This window comes from Corynebacterium jamesii, from assembly GCF_046097395.1.
Taxonomy (GTDB): Bacteria; Actinomycetota; Actinomycetes; order Mycobacteriales; family Mycobacteriaceae; genus Corynebacterium.
In genome coordinates, this window is sequence record NZ_CP175789.1 from 456,700 (window position 1) to 472,249 (window position 15,550).

12 protein-coding genes and 1 pseudogene are annotated in these 15,550 nt (G+C 63.2%); 12 read left to right on the forward strand and 1 reads right to left on the reverse strand.

Translation table 11 applies throughout. The annotated features are described in order from the left end of the window. Positions 1-147: 147 nt before the first annotated feature. The 12 genes and pseudogenes from betT (ACKFRT_RS02065) (at position 148) to ACKFRT_RS02120 (ending at position 14,978) form a co-directional block, all read left to right on the forward strand. Positions 148-2,381, forward strand: a pseudogene (gene betT / locus ACKFRT_RS02065) (choline BCCT transporter BetT). Positions 2,382-2,434: 53 nt separating this feature from the next. Next, positions 2,435-4,006 carry an aldehyde dehydrogenase family protein gene (locus tag ACKFRT_RS02070; protein WP_408925574.1) on the forward strand — a complete coding sequence of 524 codons (1,572 nt, stop codon included), beginning with the start codon at positions 2,435-2,437 and terminating at the stop codon, positions 4,004-4,006. Between the two features lie 6 nt (positions 4,007-4,012). Continuing rightward, positions 4,013-6,190: a choline BCCT transporter BetT gene (betT, locus tag ACKFRT_RS02075; protein WP_296214081.1), complete on the forward strand. Its 2,178-nt coding sequence runs from the start codon at positions 4,013-4,015 to the stop codon at positions 6,188-6,190. 19 nt (positions 6,191-6,209) lie between these two features. Then, on the forward strand, positions 6,210-8,498 hold the full coding sequence (locus tag ACKFRT_RS02080) for a Tex family protein (protein WP_408925575.1): 2,289 nt from the start codon (positions 6,210-6,212) through the stop codon (positions 8,496-8,498). Between the two features lie 113 nt (positions 8,499-8,611). After that, on the forward strand, positions 8,612-8,953 hold the full coding sequence (rplS, locus tag ACKFRT_RS02085; RefSeq protein ID WP_296214074.1) for a 50S ribosomal protein L19: 342 nt from the start codon (positions 8,612-8,614) through the stop codon (positions 8,951-8,953). 85 nt (positions 8,954-9,038) lie between these two features. After that, positions 9,039-9,836 (forward strand): signal peptidase I, encoded by a 798-nt coding sequence (gene lepB / locus ACKFRT_RS02090; RefSeq protein WP_408925576.1) that lies wholly within the window; start codon positions 9,039-9,041, stop codon positions 9,834-9,836. Then, positions 9,837-10,463, forward strand: coding sequence for a ribonuclease HII (locus ACKFRT_RS02095; protein ID WP_296214070.1), 627 nt, complete (start codon positions 9,837-9,839; stop codon positions 10,461-10,463). It begins immediately after the preceding gene. A 4-nt stretch (positions 10,464-10,467) separates the two neighbouring features. Next, positions 10,468-10,773 (forward strand): DUF2469 domain-containing protein, encoded by a 306-nt coding sequence (locus ACKFRT_RS02100; protein WP_005295294.1) that lies wholly within the window; start codon positions 10,468-10,470, stop codon positions 10,771-10,773. Between the two features lie 172 nt (positions 10,774-10,945). Next, on the forward strand, positions 10,946-11,317 hold the full coding sequence (locus ACKFRT_RS02105; RefSeq protein WP_408925577.1) for a YraN family protein: 372 nt from the start codon (positions 10,946-10,948) through the stop codon (positions 11,315-11,317). 3 nt (positions 11,318-11,320) lie between these two features. After that, on the forward strand, positions 11,321-12,853 hold the full coding sequence (locus ACKFRT_RS02110) for a YifB family Mg chelatase-like AAA ATPase (protein WP_296214064.1): 1,533 nt from the start codon (positions 11,321-11,323) through the stop codon (positions 12,851-12,853). Continuing rightward, positions 12,850-14,040 (forward strand): DNA-processing protein DprA, encoded by a 1,191-nt coding sequence (gene dprA / locus ACKFRT_RS02115; RefSeq protein ID WP_408925578.1) that lies wholly within the window; start codon positions 12,850-12,852, stop codon positions 14,038-14,040. Before ACKFRT_RS02110 ends, dprA begins: the two co-directional genes overlap by 4 nt. A gap of 17 nt (positions 14,041-14,057) precedes the next feature. After that, the gene (locus tag ACKFRT_RS02120) at positions 14,058-14,978 is read left to right on the forward strand and encodes a tyrosine recombinase XerC (protein WP_408925579.1); all 921 of its coding nucleotides are present in this window, start codon (positions 14,058-14,060) and stop codon (positions 14,976-14,978) included. Here ACKFRT_RS02120 and ACKFRT_RS02125 read toward each other — a convergent pair. After that, positions 14,953-15,483, reverse strand: a complete 531-nt coding sequence (locus tag ACKFRT_RS02125; protein WP_408925580.1) for a peptidoglycan DD-metalloendopeptidase family protein — start codon at positions 15,481-15,483, stop codon at positions 14,953-14,955. The two genes, ACKFRT_RS02120 and ACKFRT_RS02125, sit on opposite strands and share 26 nt — an antisense overlap. Positions 15,484-15,550: the final 67 nt, after the last annotated feature.

Consider the following 15,550-nt stretch of genomic DNA (forward strand, 5'->3'; position numbering starts at 1 on the left):
CATGATTAAACAACCTCGCTAGTGAGGTTGAATTAACACCTATATGAGGGGGATCGCTAGCTTCTTAGAAATACCTGTGTAGTCTAGAAAATTGTATTTCTTAGAAAATGAACTCCCTTTGGCGGGGACGTACTCGAGGAGAATTACATGACCAGTTCCGACAATGACCACGGGTCTGTGGTGCCAGGGAGCGCCCGGAAAGCGACGCAGACCCCAAACCGCAACAACACCAACCACAGCAACACCGACCACAGCAACACCGCAACCCGCGTGATCGTTGGCTCTTATGATGTTAACGACCGTGGCAGCTATTCGCCGGGTGAAGTGACAGCCCCTAAGCCCAACTGGCCTGTGTTTGTCATCTCCGCACTGGGCATCCTGGCCGTTGCTCTCTATGCTTTCTTCGGCCGTGAGCAAGCAGAAGAAACCCTGGCATCCGTCACCGGATGGATCTCTACCAACCTCGGCTGGTTCTACATCGTCACCGCCACGGTCGCCGTGATCTTCGTCCTGGTAGTCGCGTTCTCCAAATCCGGCAACATCCGTCTGGGGCCGGATCACTCTCGGCCACAGTTCCGCCTGTTCTCCTGGTCGGCCATGCTCTTCGCCGCCGGCATCGGCGTGGATCTGATGTTCTTCGCCGTTGCGGAACCCGTCACCCAGTACATGGCTCCACCGGTAGGGGACGCGCAGACCCGCGAGGCCGCTGAGCAGGCCGTTGTGTGGGCCCTGTTCCACTACGGCATTACCGGTTGGGCTCTCTATGCCCTGATGGGCATGGCCTTCGGGTACTACGCTTACCGTCTGAACATGCCACTGGCGATCCGCAGTGCTCTGTACCCGCTGATCGGTAAGCGCATCCACGGCCCCGTTGGTAGCGCGGTCGATATTGCCGCCGTCCTGGGCACCGTGTTCGGCATTGCCGCCTCCCTGGGTATCGGCGTGGTGCAGCTGACGTACGGCCTGCACCTCATCTTCGGTTGGGACACGGGCATGGCCACCCAGTCCGGCCTGATCATCGTCGCCGTCGGCATCGCCACTCTCTCCGCCATCTCCGGCGTGGACAAGGGCATCAAGCGCCTGAGTGAGATTAACGTGTTGCTGGCCATCGGCCTGGTCGTCTACGTCACTGTGACGGGCCAGACTGCCTTCCTTCTAGACGCCCTCGTGATGAACATCGGCGACTACGTTTCTTCCTTCCCCGGCATGACCATGGACACGTTTGCCTTCTCCGAGGATCCGGAGGCCACCAAGGCCTGGATGGGTGCGTGGACGCTGTTCTTCTGGGCCTGGTGGGTAGCCTGGGCGCCGTTCGTCGGACTGTTCCTGGCTCGCATCTCCCGTGGCCGCACCCTGCGCCAGTTCGTCGTGGGCGTGCTGACCATCCCGTTCCTGTTCATTCTGCTGTGGATGAGCCTGTTTGGTAACACCGCCCTGGAGCGCGTGATCGGTGGCGACGACAGCTTCGCTTCCAACACCATGGACTACCCGGAAAAGGGTTTCTACGCTCTGCTGCAGGATATGAATGGCGGCCCGGTGCTCATCGTCCTGGCCACGTTGATCGGCCTGCTGCTGTACATCACCTCTGCCGACTCCGGAGCGCTGGTGACTGCCAACTTCACCTCGAAGATCGAGGATTCCCGCCAGGACGGTGCTAAGTGGTCCCGCATCTTCTGGGCCGCGCTGGTCGGCGTGCTGACGCTGGTCATGCTGCAAATTAACGGCGTGCAGACAGTGCAGTACGCAACTATCGTGATGGGCCTGCCGTTCACGATTGTGATCTACCTGATCATGTTTGGACTGTGGCGATCCCTGCGCTTGGAGAACTACGCAACCGAGGCTCGCAGCGTGTCCCTGCACAGTGCAATGTCCGGCCGCTCTGGTGCCAGCGGGGATAAGCAGTCGTGGCGGAAGCGTCTGTCGCGTGCCTCTACGTGGCCGAGCCCAGACAAGGCCAACGAGTACCTCACGAACGTTGCACAGCCCGCCCTCGAGGCCGTCGCCCGCGAGCTGAACGACGGAGGAATCGAGACTACGCTGGTGGCTGCTGAGGTGCCGAACTTGCCAGTGAACCAGCTGGATCTGACCCTGCACCTGGGCGAAGAGCAAGACTTCCGCTACCAGATCTACCCGATGGAGCACCCGGTGCCGAGCTTCACGCGCAGCACCAACAACGGCGAGAATTACTACCGCCTTGAGGTCTTCGATAACACCGGCTCGCTGGGCTACGACGTTTACGGCTACACCACGGAGCAGCTGATCGTAACGTGCTGGATCTGTACGAGCGCCACTTGGAGTTCCTGCACATGCAGCGCGATCTTCCGGGCACCTCCGACATGTCGGATGGCGCCGACCCGGTGCGCGCCTGGACCGAAGACTAACCCCCATCGACCCACTTGACCGCTAGAGCGACAAGAAAGCGAGATTTCTAACCATGAACGCTGCACTGTTCGACCCCACCACCTGCGAACTACTGGCCGGGGTGCACAAGAACGAAGGCGCCCCCGCCTCGCTGTTCATCAACGGCGAGTGGGTACCTGCCGCCAAGGGCGAGACCCGCACCATCATCAACCCCGCCGATAACACCACGGTGGGCGAGGTTTCCGAGGCCTCCGACGAGGACACAAACAAGGCCATCGCCGCCGCTCGCGCCGCCTTTGACTCCGGTGTGTGGGCCGATGTGCCCGCCGCCGAGCGAGGCAAGCTGTTGCTGCAAGTGGCAGCCAAGATTCGTGAGAACAAGGATGCTTTCGCGCGTGCCGAATCCGCCGATACCGGCAAGCGCCTGGCCGAGTCCGAGATCGACATGGAGGACATCGCCAACTCCTTTGAGTACTTCGGCACCCTCGCGCAGCACCAGGCCGGTCGCGTGGTCGACCCGGGCGATGCGAACGTTCGTTCGCGTATCGACGCAGAGCCGGTCGGCATATGCGGCCTGATTACCCCGTGGAACTACCCACTGTTGCAGGTGGCCTGGAAGGTCGCCCCGGCTCTGGCCGCGGGCAACTCATTTGTGCTGAAGCAGGCGGAGCTCACGCCGCACACCGCCATGATGCTGATGACTGTGCTGGATCAACTGGGGCTGCCGGCAGGCGTAGCCAACCTGATCACCGGTGCGGGTGCCAACTGTGGCAACCCGCTGTCGCAGAGCCCGGACGTGGACATGGTGAGTTTCACCGGCGGTTTGGTTACTGGCAAGCTGATTGCCCGCAACGCCGCGGAGACCGTCAAGCGTGTTGCGCTGGAGCTGGGTGGCAAGAACCCGAACGTCATCTTCGCGGACGCGGACTTCGATGCTGCCGTGGATAACGCCCTGAACGGCGCATTCGTACACTCTGGCCAGGTGTGCTCCGCAGGCGCGCGCATCGTGGTGGAGGAGTCGATCCACGACCAATTCGTAGAAGCCCTAGCGGCCAGGGCCGAACAGATCAAGATCGGTGGCCCGTTGGACGAGAGCGCCGAGACTGGCGCCCTCATTTCCGCCGACCACCGCGACAAGGTTGCTGCCTACGTCGACCGCGCTCGCGAGCAGGGCGCGAAGATCCTCTGCGGCGGTCGTATCCCGACTGCAGAGGACAACAAGGGCACCCACTCAACGGGCAACACCGACCTGACCCAGGGCGTGTTCTACCTGCCGACGATCATCGACGGCTGCACCCGCGAGATGGACTGCGTCCACGACGAGGCCTTCGGCCCGACCGTGACCATCGAGACGTTCTCCACCGAGGACGAAGCCGTTGCCATCGCCAACGACACTGAGTACGGCCTTGCTGGTGCGGTGTGGACGTCGGACGCTGGAAAGGCCGAAAGGGTAACTCGGAAGCTGCGCCACGGTACTATCTGGATTAATGACTTCCACCCCTACCTGCCGCAGGCGGAGTGGGGCGGAATGAAGCAGTCCGGCAACGGCCGCGAGCTGGGGCCGACCGGACTCGCCGAGTACCAAGAGCACAAGCACGTTTACACCAACATCGCACCAGCGGTGACAGGGTGGTTTAAGGGATAGGAAAAGTTGGCGGACGAGAAGCGATCCAGGTTCACTGCTGGCCCACGGGCCATCGTAGGCACATACTCGGCGGGTGCCGACCGCAGCCGTAGCGGCGAGCCTCCGAAGGCGAATTGGCCCGTGGTGGGGGTGACCGCCGTCATCACTATCGCAGTCGCTATCTGGGCCGCCATCGCCAGCGATAATTTCGATTCGGTCGTCGGTGGCATCACCACTTGGCTCACGGAGAGTCTCGGCTGGCTATACATAGCCACCGTTGCCATCGCGCTGATCTTCATGGTCTGGATCGCAGTGTCCAAGGCGGGCAGCATCCGCCTTGGACCTGACCACTCCAAACCCCAGTACAGCCTGTTTTCGTGGTCTGCGATGCTCTTCGCCGCGGGCATCGGCATCGGTGTGATGTTCTATTCAGTAGCTGAGCCGCTGGCGCAGTATGCCACCCCGCCGGTGGGGGAGGGGATGACCGAGAAGGCGTACAACGAAGCCATCGCCTGGACTTTATTCCACTGGGGTGTTTCCGGTTGGGCGCTCTACGCCCTGATGGGGCTGGCCTTTGGCTACTACGCCTACCGTCTGAACATGCCACTGGCGATCCGCAGTGCGCTGTACCCGCTGATCGGCAAGCGCGTGCATGGCCCCATCGGTGACGCAGTCGATATCGCCGCCCTGCTGGGCACGATCTTCGGCGTGGCCGCGTCCTTGGGAATCGGCGTGGTGCAGCTGAACTTCGGCTTGAACATGGTGTTCGGCCTGCCCGAGGGCCGGGCCATGCAGATCGCCCTGGTGGCGCTGGCAGTGGGCGTCGCAGCGATCTCCGCAGTTTCCGGTGTGGACAAGGGCATCAAGCGCCTCAGCGAGGCGAACGTCTACCTCGCCACCGCACTGCTACTGTTCGTCCTGATTACCGGCCGCACCGGCTGGCTGCTGAACTCTGCAGTGAAGAACATGGGCGACTACCTGGCCTGGCTGCCGCGCTGGACCTTCGAAACGTTCTCCTACTCCCAAGACCCCGCCGCCACCGCGGACTGGATGGCTAACTGGACGCTGTTCTTCTGGGCCTGGTGGGTGGCCTGGGCGCCGTTCGTCGGCCTGTTCCTGGCCCGCATCTCCCGCGGCCGCACCTTCCGCCAGTTCGTCATCGGCACCTTGTGCGTGCCCTTCCTCTTCGTCGCGCTGTGGGCTTCTATCCTGGGCAACACCGCCTTAGATCGCGCCGTGGGGTCGGGGGACGAGCAGTTCCTCAACACTGCCATCGATAACCCGGAGCGCGGCTTCTACAATCTGCTGGACGGGTTGCCGGGCGGAAGCGTGATCGTGTTGATCGCCATCCTCGTGGGTCTGCTGTTCTTCGTCACGTCTGCGGATTCCGGCGCGCTGGTGATGTCCAAGTTCTCTTCCATCTCTAAGGACCCACAGCAGGATGGTGCCCCGTGGATGCGCCTGATGTGGTCCGCGGCCGTTGCTGTGCTGACCATTGCCATGCTGCAAGTCGGTGGCATTGCCACGCTGCAGATGGCCACGCTAATCATGGGACTGCCTTTCATGGTGGTGGTGTACCTCATCATGGTTGGCATGGTGCGTTCGATCCGCATGGAAACCGCGCAGGTGGATTCCCGCGCCGTCGCTTTGCACTCCGCCATCTCCGGGCGCACCCTGCCCTCCGGCAACGACCTGGACTGGGAGAACCGCCTCGACCGCACCTCTACCTGGCCGTCGGAGCAGACCGCGCAGCGCTACGTGGTGCAGATCGCCAAGCCAGCGCTCGAATCTGTTGCCACGGCGTTGCGGGATAGGAATTACGACGCCACGTTGTTGGTTGCCGACAGCTCCGACACCAAGGTGCCGCAATTGGATCTCTCTGTAGTATTCGGCGAGGCTCCGGTGTTCCGATACCAGCTCTACCCGGTGCTCTCCAGCACCCCGGAATTCGCTGTTCGCGAGGGCGGGTCCGACAAGCTCGACAATGGTGAGAACTATGTGCGCCTGGAGGTCTTCGGCATGAACGGCTCCCTGGGCTTTGACGTCTTCGGGTACACCCGCGCTCAGCTGATCAACAATGTGCTGGATTTGTTCGACCGCCACCTGGAGTATCTGCACATGCAGCAGGGCTTCAGCGGCGAGCACGATCTGACCGAATACACCAGTGATGCGCCCGAATGGGGCGAGGACTTCGGCAAGCAGTAGCCCCTCTAGAATGTGGGGAATGACCGATAGCATCGCTAGCATCATTGCCCGCGAACTCGGGGTGGAACACGCCCGGGTTCAGGCCACCATCGATTTGCTCGACGGTGGCGCGACTGTGCCCTTCATCGCCCGTTACCGCAAGGAAGTGACCGGCGGTATGGATGACGGCCAGCTGCGCCAACTTGAACAGCGTCTGGAGTATATGCGCGAGCTGGCAGCGCGCAAGGAAACAATCTTGAAGAGCATCGACGAGCAGGGAAAGCTCACAGACGAGCTGCGCCAGAAAATTCTGGACGTGGACACGAAGGCCCGCCTCGAAGACCTCTATCTGCCGTTTAAGAAGTCTCGCCGCACCAAGGCCGCCATCGCCCGCGAGGCTGGTCTGGGCGAACTGGTGGATAAGCTGCTCGCAGGTGGTAGCCCCGATCTGGCTGAGGGGTATGTGCAGGAAGGTTTTGAAGACGCCGCCTCGGTGATGGCCGGCGCCAGAGCCATCGTGGTCGAGGACATCTCCACCAACGCAGATTTGGTGGGCGAGATCCGCGAGGAATACTTCAGCCGTGGCCGTGCCGAATCCGCCGTGATTGAGGGCAAGGAGGAGCAAGGCCAGAAGTACCGTGATTACTTCGAGTTCAACGAGCCTTTCGGTGATCTGCCCAGCCACCGGGTGCTGGCGCTGCTGCGCGGCGAGAACGAGGGTGTGCTGCGCGTGAACTTCGCACCGGGGGAGGACGACGAGTTTTACCAGGGCATCATCGCCGACCGTACGGGTTTGACTGCCCAGGGCGATGCCGCCGACAAATTCCGCGCCGAGTGCGTGCGCTTCGGCTGGCGCACAAAGCTGGCGGTCAGCTCTGCAGTGGATGTGCGCATGCGGCTGAAGGAGAAGGCCGACGAAGCCGCCGTGAGTGTGTTTTCGAAGAACCTGAAGGATCTGCTACTGGCCGCACCGGCCGGTCACCGCGCAACACTGGGACTGGATCCGGGCTACCGCAACGGTGTGAAGTGCGCCGTGGTCGATGGCACCGGCAAGGTGCTGGACACGGTCGTCGTCTACCCACACTCCGGCCAGTGGGATAAGGCCCGCACGATCTTGAGCGCCTTGGTGAACAAGCACGGTGTGGAGCTGCTGGCCGTCGGCAACGGAACCGCCAGCCGGGAGACGGAGAAGCTGGCTGAGGAGATCGCCGGCCAGGCGGAGGGGACGACACCCCAGACGGTCGTGATTTCCGAGGCGGGCGCGTCGGTGTACTCGGCCTCCGAAGTCGCGGCACAGGAGTTCCCGGACATGGACGTCTCGCTACGCGGCGCCGTCTCTATCGCCCGCCGACTGCAGGATCCGCTGGCGGAGCTTGTGAAGATTGACCCGAAGTCGATTGGCGTGGGGCAGTACCAGCACGACGTGAATCAGGCGCTGCTGGCAGCTGGCCTGGATACCGTGGTGGAGGATGCCGTGAACTCCGTGGGGGTGGACGTGAACCTCGCGAGTGCGCCGCTACTGAACCGCGTGGCGGGTGTAACGCCCACACTGGCGGAGAACATCGTGGCCTACCGCGACGAAAACGGTGCGTTTAAGTCCCGCAAGGAGCTGCTGAAGGTGCCGCGCCTGGGGCCGAAGGCCTTCGAGCAAGCAGCGGGCTTCCTGCGTATTAACGGAGCAGCTGACCCCCTGGATGCCTCGGCCGTGCACCCGGAGGCCTACCCGCTGGTGCGCCGCATCGTGGATGCCACCGGCGTGGAGGTCGCGCAACTGGTGGGAAACTCTGGCGTGCTGGGCAAGCTGCGGGCAGGGGATTTTGCAGACGATACCTTCGGCATCCCCACGGTCACCGATGTTCTCGCAGAGTTAGACAAGCCAGGCCGCGACCCGCGCCCGACTTTCAAGACCGCCACGCTGGCAGAGGGGATCGAGACGATCAAGGACCTCCAACCCGGCATGGTGCTGGAAGGCACCGTTACGAACGTTGCCGCCTTCGGCGCTTTCGTAGATATCGGCGTGCACCAGGATGGCCTGGTCCATGTTTCCGCGATGAGTGATCAGTTCGTCAAGGATCCGCACGATGTCGTGAGCTCAGGCGAGGTCGTCAAGGTGCGGGTAGTCGACGTCGACGTGCCCCGTAACCGCATCGGCCTCTCCCTTCGATTGCAGGACGAACCCAACGCCCCCAAAGCCCACGGCAGGTCCAAGTCGCAGAAGTCGGCGGGGCATACGCGCAACCCCCGAAGGAAGTCCAACCCCCGTAATCAGGTTCCCCAGGGCAGCATGGCCGCCGCGTTGAAGAACGCGGGATTTGGAAATAGCCGCTAGCCGATGGCATACTACTCAAGTTAATTTCTGTTGTGGGTACGAACCCGTAGGCGCGTTTAATAAGCGAAAAGCCGCGAGGATCCTCTATCCAGACGAGCAAAAGGATTTCATCCATGCACATTCTTGATAAGGTCGACGCAGCTCAGCTGCGCGACGACATTCCCGAGTTCCGCGCCGGCGATACCCTGGACGTTCACGTCAAGGTTATCGAGGGCTCCAAGTCCCGTCTGCAGGTTTTCCGCGGCGTAGTAATCCGTCGCCAGAACTCCGGCATTCGCGAGACCTTCACCATTCGCAAGATCTCCTTCGGCATTGGTGTGGAGCGTACCTTCCCGGTTCACTCCCCGAACATCGACCACATCGAGGTTCTGTCCCGCGGTAAGGTTCGCCGTGCGAAGCTGTACTACCTGCGCGAGCGTCGCGGCAAGGCAGCGCGCATCAAGGAGCGTCGCTAGTACTTACCCCTTAAGTGCTAATAACCCAGTCACAGTTGCGTGGCTGGGTTTTCTGCTTTTTGGGGCGCTGGTATTCTCTTTCCTTGTGACTCATCCACAGGAACCCAACGACCCTAACGTGCCCAATGAGCCTGCCGCGCAGGCGGAGGAGGGGGCGTCGCCACAAAAGAAGAAGCAGAAAAAGACCTACCCATGGTGGGTCGAGATGCCGATCATCATTCTGGTGACGATGCTGGTGCTGGGTGCCTTTAATAACTTCGTGGGTCGCATGTACCTGATTCCTTCCGAGTCGATGGAGCCGACCCTGCACGGCTGCCAGGGCTGCACGCCCGATCGCATCTTCGTGAACAAGCTGGCTTACCGTGGCGACAAAATGCCCGACGCGGGCGACGTGATCGTGTTCGTCGGTACAGAATCGTGGAACGAAGAGTACACCTCCCGTCGCAGTAGCAACGATGTGGTGCGCGGGCTGCAGAACCTTGGCGCCACCATCGGCATCGTCGCGCCGGACGAGAACACCCTGGTTAAGCGGGTGATCGCAACTGGTGGGCAGACCGTGCAGTGCCAGGAGGGCGACCCGGGCATCATGGTCGACGGTAAGGAAGTTGACGATTCCTACACGATGAACCCGCCTGTAAACCCGATCGACCCGACCATGGGGTCCGAGGAATGCCAAGGCAACTACTTCGGCCCCGTCACTGTGCCGGACGACGCTGTCTGGGTGATGGGCGACAACCGCACCAATTCGCTAGATTCCCGCGCACACATGGGCGACGAACACCAGGGGACCATCCCGGTGGAGAACATTGTCGGTGAGGTCGAGACCATTCTGTTGCCGTTCAACCGCATCGGGGGCGTGGATTCCCTGCCTATCCAGGGATAGATGGAGCGCGAGTTAGAGGCCGCGGGCTTGGGCCCTGTAGCGGGCGTGGACGAAGCCGGGCGCGGGGCGTGTTGTGGGCCGATCTCCATAGCCGCCTGTATTTTGCCGACTGACCTGGACGGTGCCGGACTGGACCGGCTGACTGACTCGAAGAAGCTGACGGAGAAGACCCGCGAGCAGCTGTACGACGTGATTCGGGACGTCGCCGTGTCTTTCTCGATCATCCATATCAGCGCCGCGGACATCGACCGCTTCGGCATCCAACACGCCAACGTCTCCGGTATGCGGCGGGCGGTGGCCGCGTTGGAGGTGCAGCCAGGCTATGTGCTGACGGACGCGGTCAAGGTCCCCGGCTTGCCCATGCCGCACCTGCCCGTCGTCAAGGGGGACCAGATGGCTAAGTGCATTAGTGCAGCCAGCGTGCTGGCGAAGGTTTCCAGGGATCGAGTGTTGCGAACGCTCGACGAGGAGTTCCCGGGGTATGGTTTGGCTAGTCACAAGGGCTATGGCACTAAGGCGCACATGAACGCGGTGAGTCTGCATGGTGGCACCCCTTATCACCGCTACAGTTACAAGAACGTGGCCGCTGCGCATCGGCAGTGGCTTGAGGGAAAGGATCGAGGGTAAGTCCGTGAGCGCTGAGGAACTAGACGACTACGAGGCAAACGTCGAGCTGTCCATGTACCGCGAGTACCGCGATGTGGTCAGCCAGTTTTCCTACGTTGTAGAGACCGAGCGCCGCTTTTACCTGGCCAACGCCGTCGAGCTGATCCCCCGCAACTCCGGCGGAGAGGTCTACTATGAGGTCCGCATGTCGGACGCCTGGGTGTGGGACATGTACCGCCCCGCCCGCTTCGTTCGCTACGTCCGCGTGATCACTTACAAGGACGTCAATATCGAGGAGCTCGACAAGCCAGAACTGCAGTTGCCGGACTGACCTGCGCTTTTATTGTTATTCACAGCCCAGGGGTTATCCACAGCCCCCTGGGCTTTTCCTGTGTCCTTTTCTTTGTGGACGCCACCTTGCGCGGTTAATGCCCCACACTTATGAACCAGGTGCTGGCCGTGGGGGCCGGTGCCGGTAGAGAAAATGAGGGGAAGTAAGCGCAGTGGAGCCAGCGAAGGCAGCGAACAAGCGGTCGGTGGGCAACGCGGGGGAGAATCTGGCCGTCGAGTATTTGCAGCGGGCGGGGTATGAGGTGCTGGATCGCAACTTTTACACCCGCTACGGGGAGCTGGACTTGGTGGCGCGGACGCCCGAGGACGACCTGGCTTTCGTGGAGGTGAAGTATCGCACGGCGGATACCGACGGGGGCGGTGTGGCGGCGGTGGGGCCGCGGAAGCTGCGGCGAATTCGCACGCTGGCGGGTCTGTGGCTGGAACAGAATCGCGAGGGGGTGCGCTTTTCCGGGGGACTGCGCGTGGATGTGATCGACGTGGGGCCGAGTGGGGTACGCGAACACGTCGAGGGGGTGTGGTGACCGGTGGCCGTGGGGCATGCGCAGTCGATGGCGCTAGAGGGAACCAGGCGGACGGTGATCACCGTCGAGTGCGATGTGAGCAGGGGGCTTCCGGGCATTTCGATCGTGGGCATGGGGGATACCGCGGTGATGCAGGCGAAGGATCGCATCCGCTCGGCACTGAAGAACTCCGGCGTGGGTTGGCCGGGATCGCGGACGGTGATGAGTTTGTCGCCCGCCGGACTGCCGAAACAAGGGGCGGGCTACGACCTGGCGATGGTCTGTGCCATGCTGTCCGCAGTAGCGGACGATGCATTGGTGGCCGGGCGCTTGGCCGATGCGGTTCTCGTGGGGGAGCTGGGATTGGATGGGCAGATCCGTCCCGTGCAGTCGGTGTTCGCATTGGTACTGGCCGCCGCGCTGGAGGGCTTTTCCACTGTGGTGGTACCCGTCGGCAATGAGTCGGAGGCCGCGGAGGCTGCAGCTGCGGTCGATGGAGGAGTGACGGTACTGGCCGCTCGCAGCCTGGGCGGTGTTATCGACTGGCTGCGCGGCGGAGTGCTGCCGGAGGCGTGCCCGGGGGAGCGTGCCTCGCCGTTGCCAGTGGGCGACTTGGCGGACGTGTTGGGCCAGCCCGGCGCGCGACGAGCTGTGGAGGTGGCCGCCGCCGGGGGCCACAACCTGCTGCTAATGGGCCCGCCGGGCAGCGGTAAGTCCATGCTGGCCGAGCGACTACCGGGGATCCTGCCACCGATGACGGATAACGAGCGGGTGGAGGCCGCCAGCGTGCACTCGCTGGCCGGGGCAAAGGGGAACTTGCCAGAGGTGCTGGCAGGGCGGCGCCCATTTATCGCTCCGCATCACAACGTGACCCCGGCCGCACTCATCGGAGGCGGGCGCGTGCCCGTACCCGGGGCGGTCAGTCTGGCCCATCACGGGGTACTTTTCCTCGATGAGGTCAGCGAGGCGCGCCGGGACTCCCTGGAATGTCTGCGCGTGCCTATGGAGCTGCGCAGTGTGGAGCTTATGCGAGCACACCGAATCTCTAGTTTCCCGGCAGACTTTCAGCTGGTGCTGGCCGCGAACCCCTGTCCGTGCGGAGCGGAGCTACCTACCGACTGCACCTGCCCGTCGGGTGCACGGCGCCGGTATCAGGCGAAGTTATCCGGCCCGTTGCGAGACCGCGTGGACGTGTTTGCCACTACCACGGGTAGACCGCAAGTTGCGGGTCTAAAAAATTTGGGGGAGCCCAGCGCTGTTGTGGCCGAGCGGGTGGCCGCGGCCCGGGATCGGGCTCGGCATAGATGGGGCGCGGCCAGCAACGCGCAGGTGCCCGGAAAAATTTTGCGTCAGGTCGGCGTGGATGATTCCAGCTCTTTGTTGCTGGAAGACATGCTGCGCACCGGCACTATCACGCAGCGGGGAGTGGACCGGGCCATCCGGGTCGCTTGGACCCTTGCCGATCTCGACCGCGCAGACGCCCCGCACCTGGGGCACATTAGTGACGCGGTCGAACTCTTCGGAGCAGACAGAGAGCTAGCGGAGGCACAGCGATGACTACCCAGAAAAATTTATCTGCGTGGGCCTACGTGCGTCGGGTCGTTGAGGCCTCGCGCACTGACGTGTTGAACATGCTCTGGCCTGACGGCTGGGAGCAAGCCGGACCGTCGGAGGTGCAGGCGGTCGCCGCGGCTTTGGGGCGCCGGGGTGGCCACCTGCCCAACGCGCTGGCTGATGCAACCTCCCAGCGCTACAAGCACGACCCGGCTGGGGACGTGGAGTTCGCTACCGCCAGGGGCTGGCGGTTAGTCACCCCGGAGGACGACGAGTGGCCGGAGGAACTGACCGCTAGCTTCGTCCGTATGGCCAACTCCGGCGCGGATCACGACGCTTCCGTCCGTGGCCAGGCCGCCGCCCCGTTCGCTCTGTGGGTACGCGGCGAGATGCGGCTGGATTCAGCGGTGCGCCGCTCCGTCACGGTTGTAGGAACCCGCGCCGCTACGCGCTATGGCGAGCAGGTCACCACGTCTTTCGCGGGCGACCTCGCTGCCGCAGGCTACAGCCTCATCTCTGGTGGGGCTCTGGGCATCGACGCTCTCGTGCATCGGGCGGCTCTACAAGTGCAGGCACCGACTCTTGTGGTGATGGCCTGCGGCCTGGACGTTTCCTATCCGAAGTCACACACGGACCTGTTCGAGCAGATCGTGGCCGCCGGTGGCCTGCTCATCAGCGAGTACCCACCGGGTACCCCACCAGCTCGCCATCGCTTCCTCACCCGAAACCGCTTGGCCGCCGCGCTCAGCCAGGCAACCCTGGTGGTGGAGGCTCCGCTGCGCAGCGGAGCGTTGAATACCCTGAACTGGGCCGAGGCCTTTGTGAAACCAACCTTTGCCGTACCCGGTCCTGTGACTTCGCACGCCTCGTTGGGATGCCTGGATCGGATACGCTCGTCGCGGGCCACGCTGGCCGTCAGCGCGCGCGACCTCATCGAACAGCTCAGCCCACTCGGCGAACAGATGGCGCTGGGGCTCGACGAGGAGGATCGTTCGTCACTGTTGAGTTGGGAGCACGTCGCGGTTATAGACGCCGCAGGTCTGCCCAGCGGTCGTGGGCCCGAAGGTCGGCTACCTCAGTTGGTAGAGGCCACCGGCCTGCCTGCCCGGACGGTGATTCGTTGTCTGCGAGACCTGGAGGGGATGGGCCGACTCCGCAGAGAGGTCGACCGCTGGATTAGGGTCGAGTGACCGGCTAGATTGGTCACATGAGTAACTCCCGTCCCACTGGCACCGTGGCTTCGCTGTGGTCTGCGCTGGACGACTACGAACAGCACCTGCGCCACGTCGTCGGCCGCAGCGAGAACACCATCCGCGCGTACCGACGGGACCTGCACAGTGCGCTGGAAGGCCTGGAGCGCATCGACGAGTTCGACCTCGACCGTGCCCGCGACGTCCTCGGCTGGGCGGTGGATAATGGCGCCAGCCGAGCCAGCCTCTCCCGGCTAGCATCTAGCATGCGCGGCTTCGGAGCCTTCCTGGCCCACCGAGGATTCGTGCAGGCCAACCCAGTCGCTGCGCTGAAGGCACCGAAGCCACAGCGCACGCTCCCGCGGGTGTTGCGCGCCGACCAGGCTTCCGACATGCTCGACGACCTGCGCCCGGAGGAGGCTTCGGCCAAGTCAGAGAACAAGCCCGTAACTATCCGCGATTGGGCGATGGTGGAGCTGTTGTACGCAACGGGCATCCGCGTCTCCGAGCTCACGGGATGCGATGTAGACGACGTCGATTTCTTCACCAACCTGCTGCGTGTAACGGGTAAAGGCAATAAGACTCGCGTGGTTCCCTTCGGAGCCACCGTCGTCACCGCCCTGCAGCAGTGGCTGGCGGTCCGTGACGAGATTGCGCAGGCCACCTCGGCACTCTTCGTCGGCGTGCGTGGTAAGCGTATCGATCCTCGCCAGGTACGCACCGTGGTCAACCGCGTGACGCAGGCCGGTCCCGGCCCGCGTCTTTCGCCCCACGGACTGCGGCACTCCGCAGCGACGGCGATCCTCGAGGGCGGGGCGGACCTGCGCGTGGTGCAGGAGCTGCTCGGCCACGCCAACATGTCCACCACGCAGATTTACACCCACGTGGGCACCGAGCGGCTGAAGGCAGTCTTTAACCAGGCGCATCCCAGAGCCTGACGTGCACGCCACCGAGCAACGTCATCGGGTCGATATATACCCGCCCCTTGCCCTCTAAGCGTGCGCCCCAGGAAAGCCCCGGGGATTTGCGCGCATAGTCCGGCAGTGAGGCGGCATCGGCCAAAACGCCGATGGCCTCGCCCCGCTTAACCCGCTGGCCCGCGCGAACGCGCGCCAACACCGGCTCGTACGTAGTGCGGATTCCATCCGAATGGCTGATGGATACCACCGGTGTGCCCGCCACCACTCCCGCGAAGGCAACGGTGCCGCCCCTGCTGGCAACGATCATCTGACCAGGGGAGGCCTGCAAGTCTACGCCGCGGTGGCCCGGCTGCCAGACGGCCTCGGGAATATCCGCGGCGCGGATCACCTGGGTGCCTGGCGCCGTGGGTAGGCGGTGGGAGCGAACGATCTGCGAAGTATCCGGTGCAGAAAGGGCAGGGGAGGCAACGAAAAGGATCAGTGCGAGACTGCAACACAGGGCGCGGTAAAGCCGTGGGATCATGGTTATAGATGATGCGTGGGGGCGTCCATAAAAAGAAAGAGCACACGAGCCGGGCTGTGGAGAACCA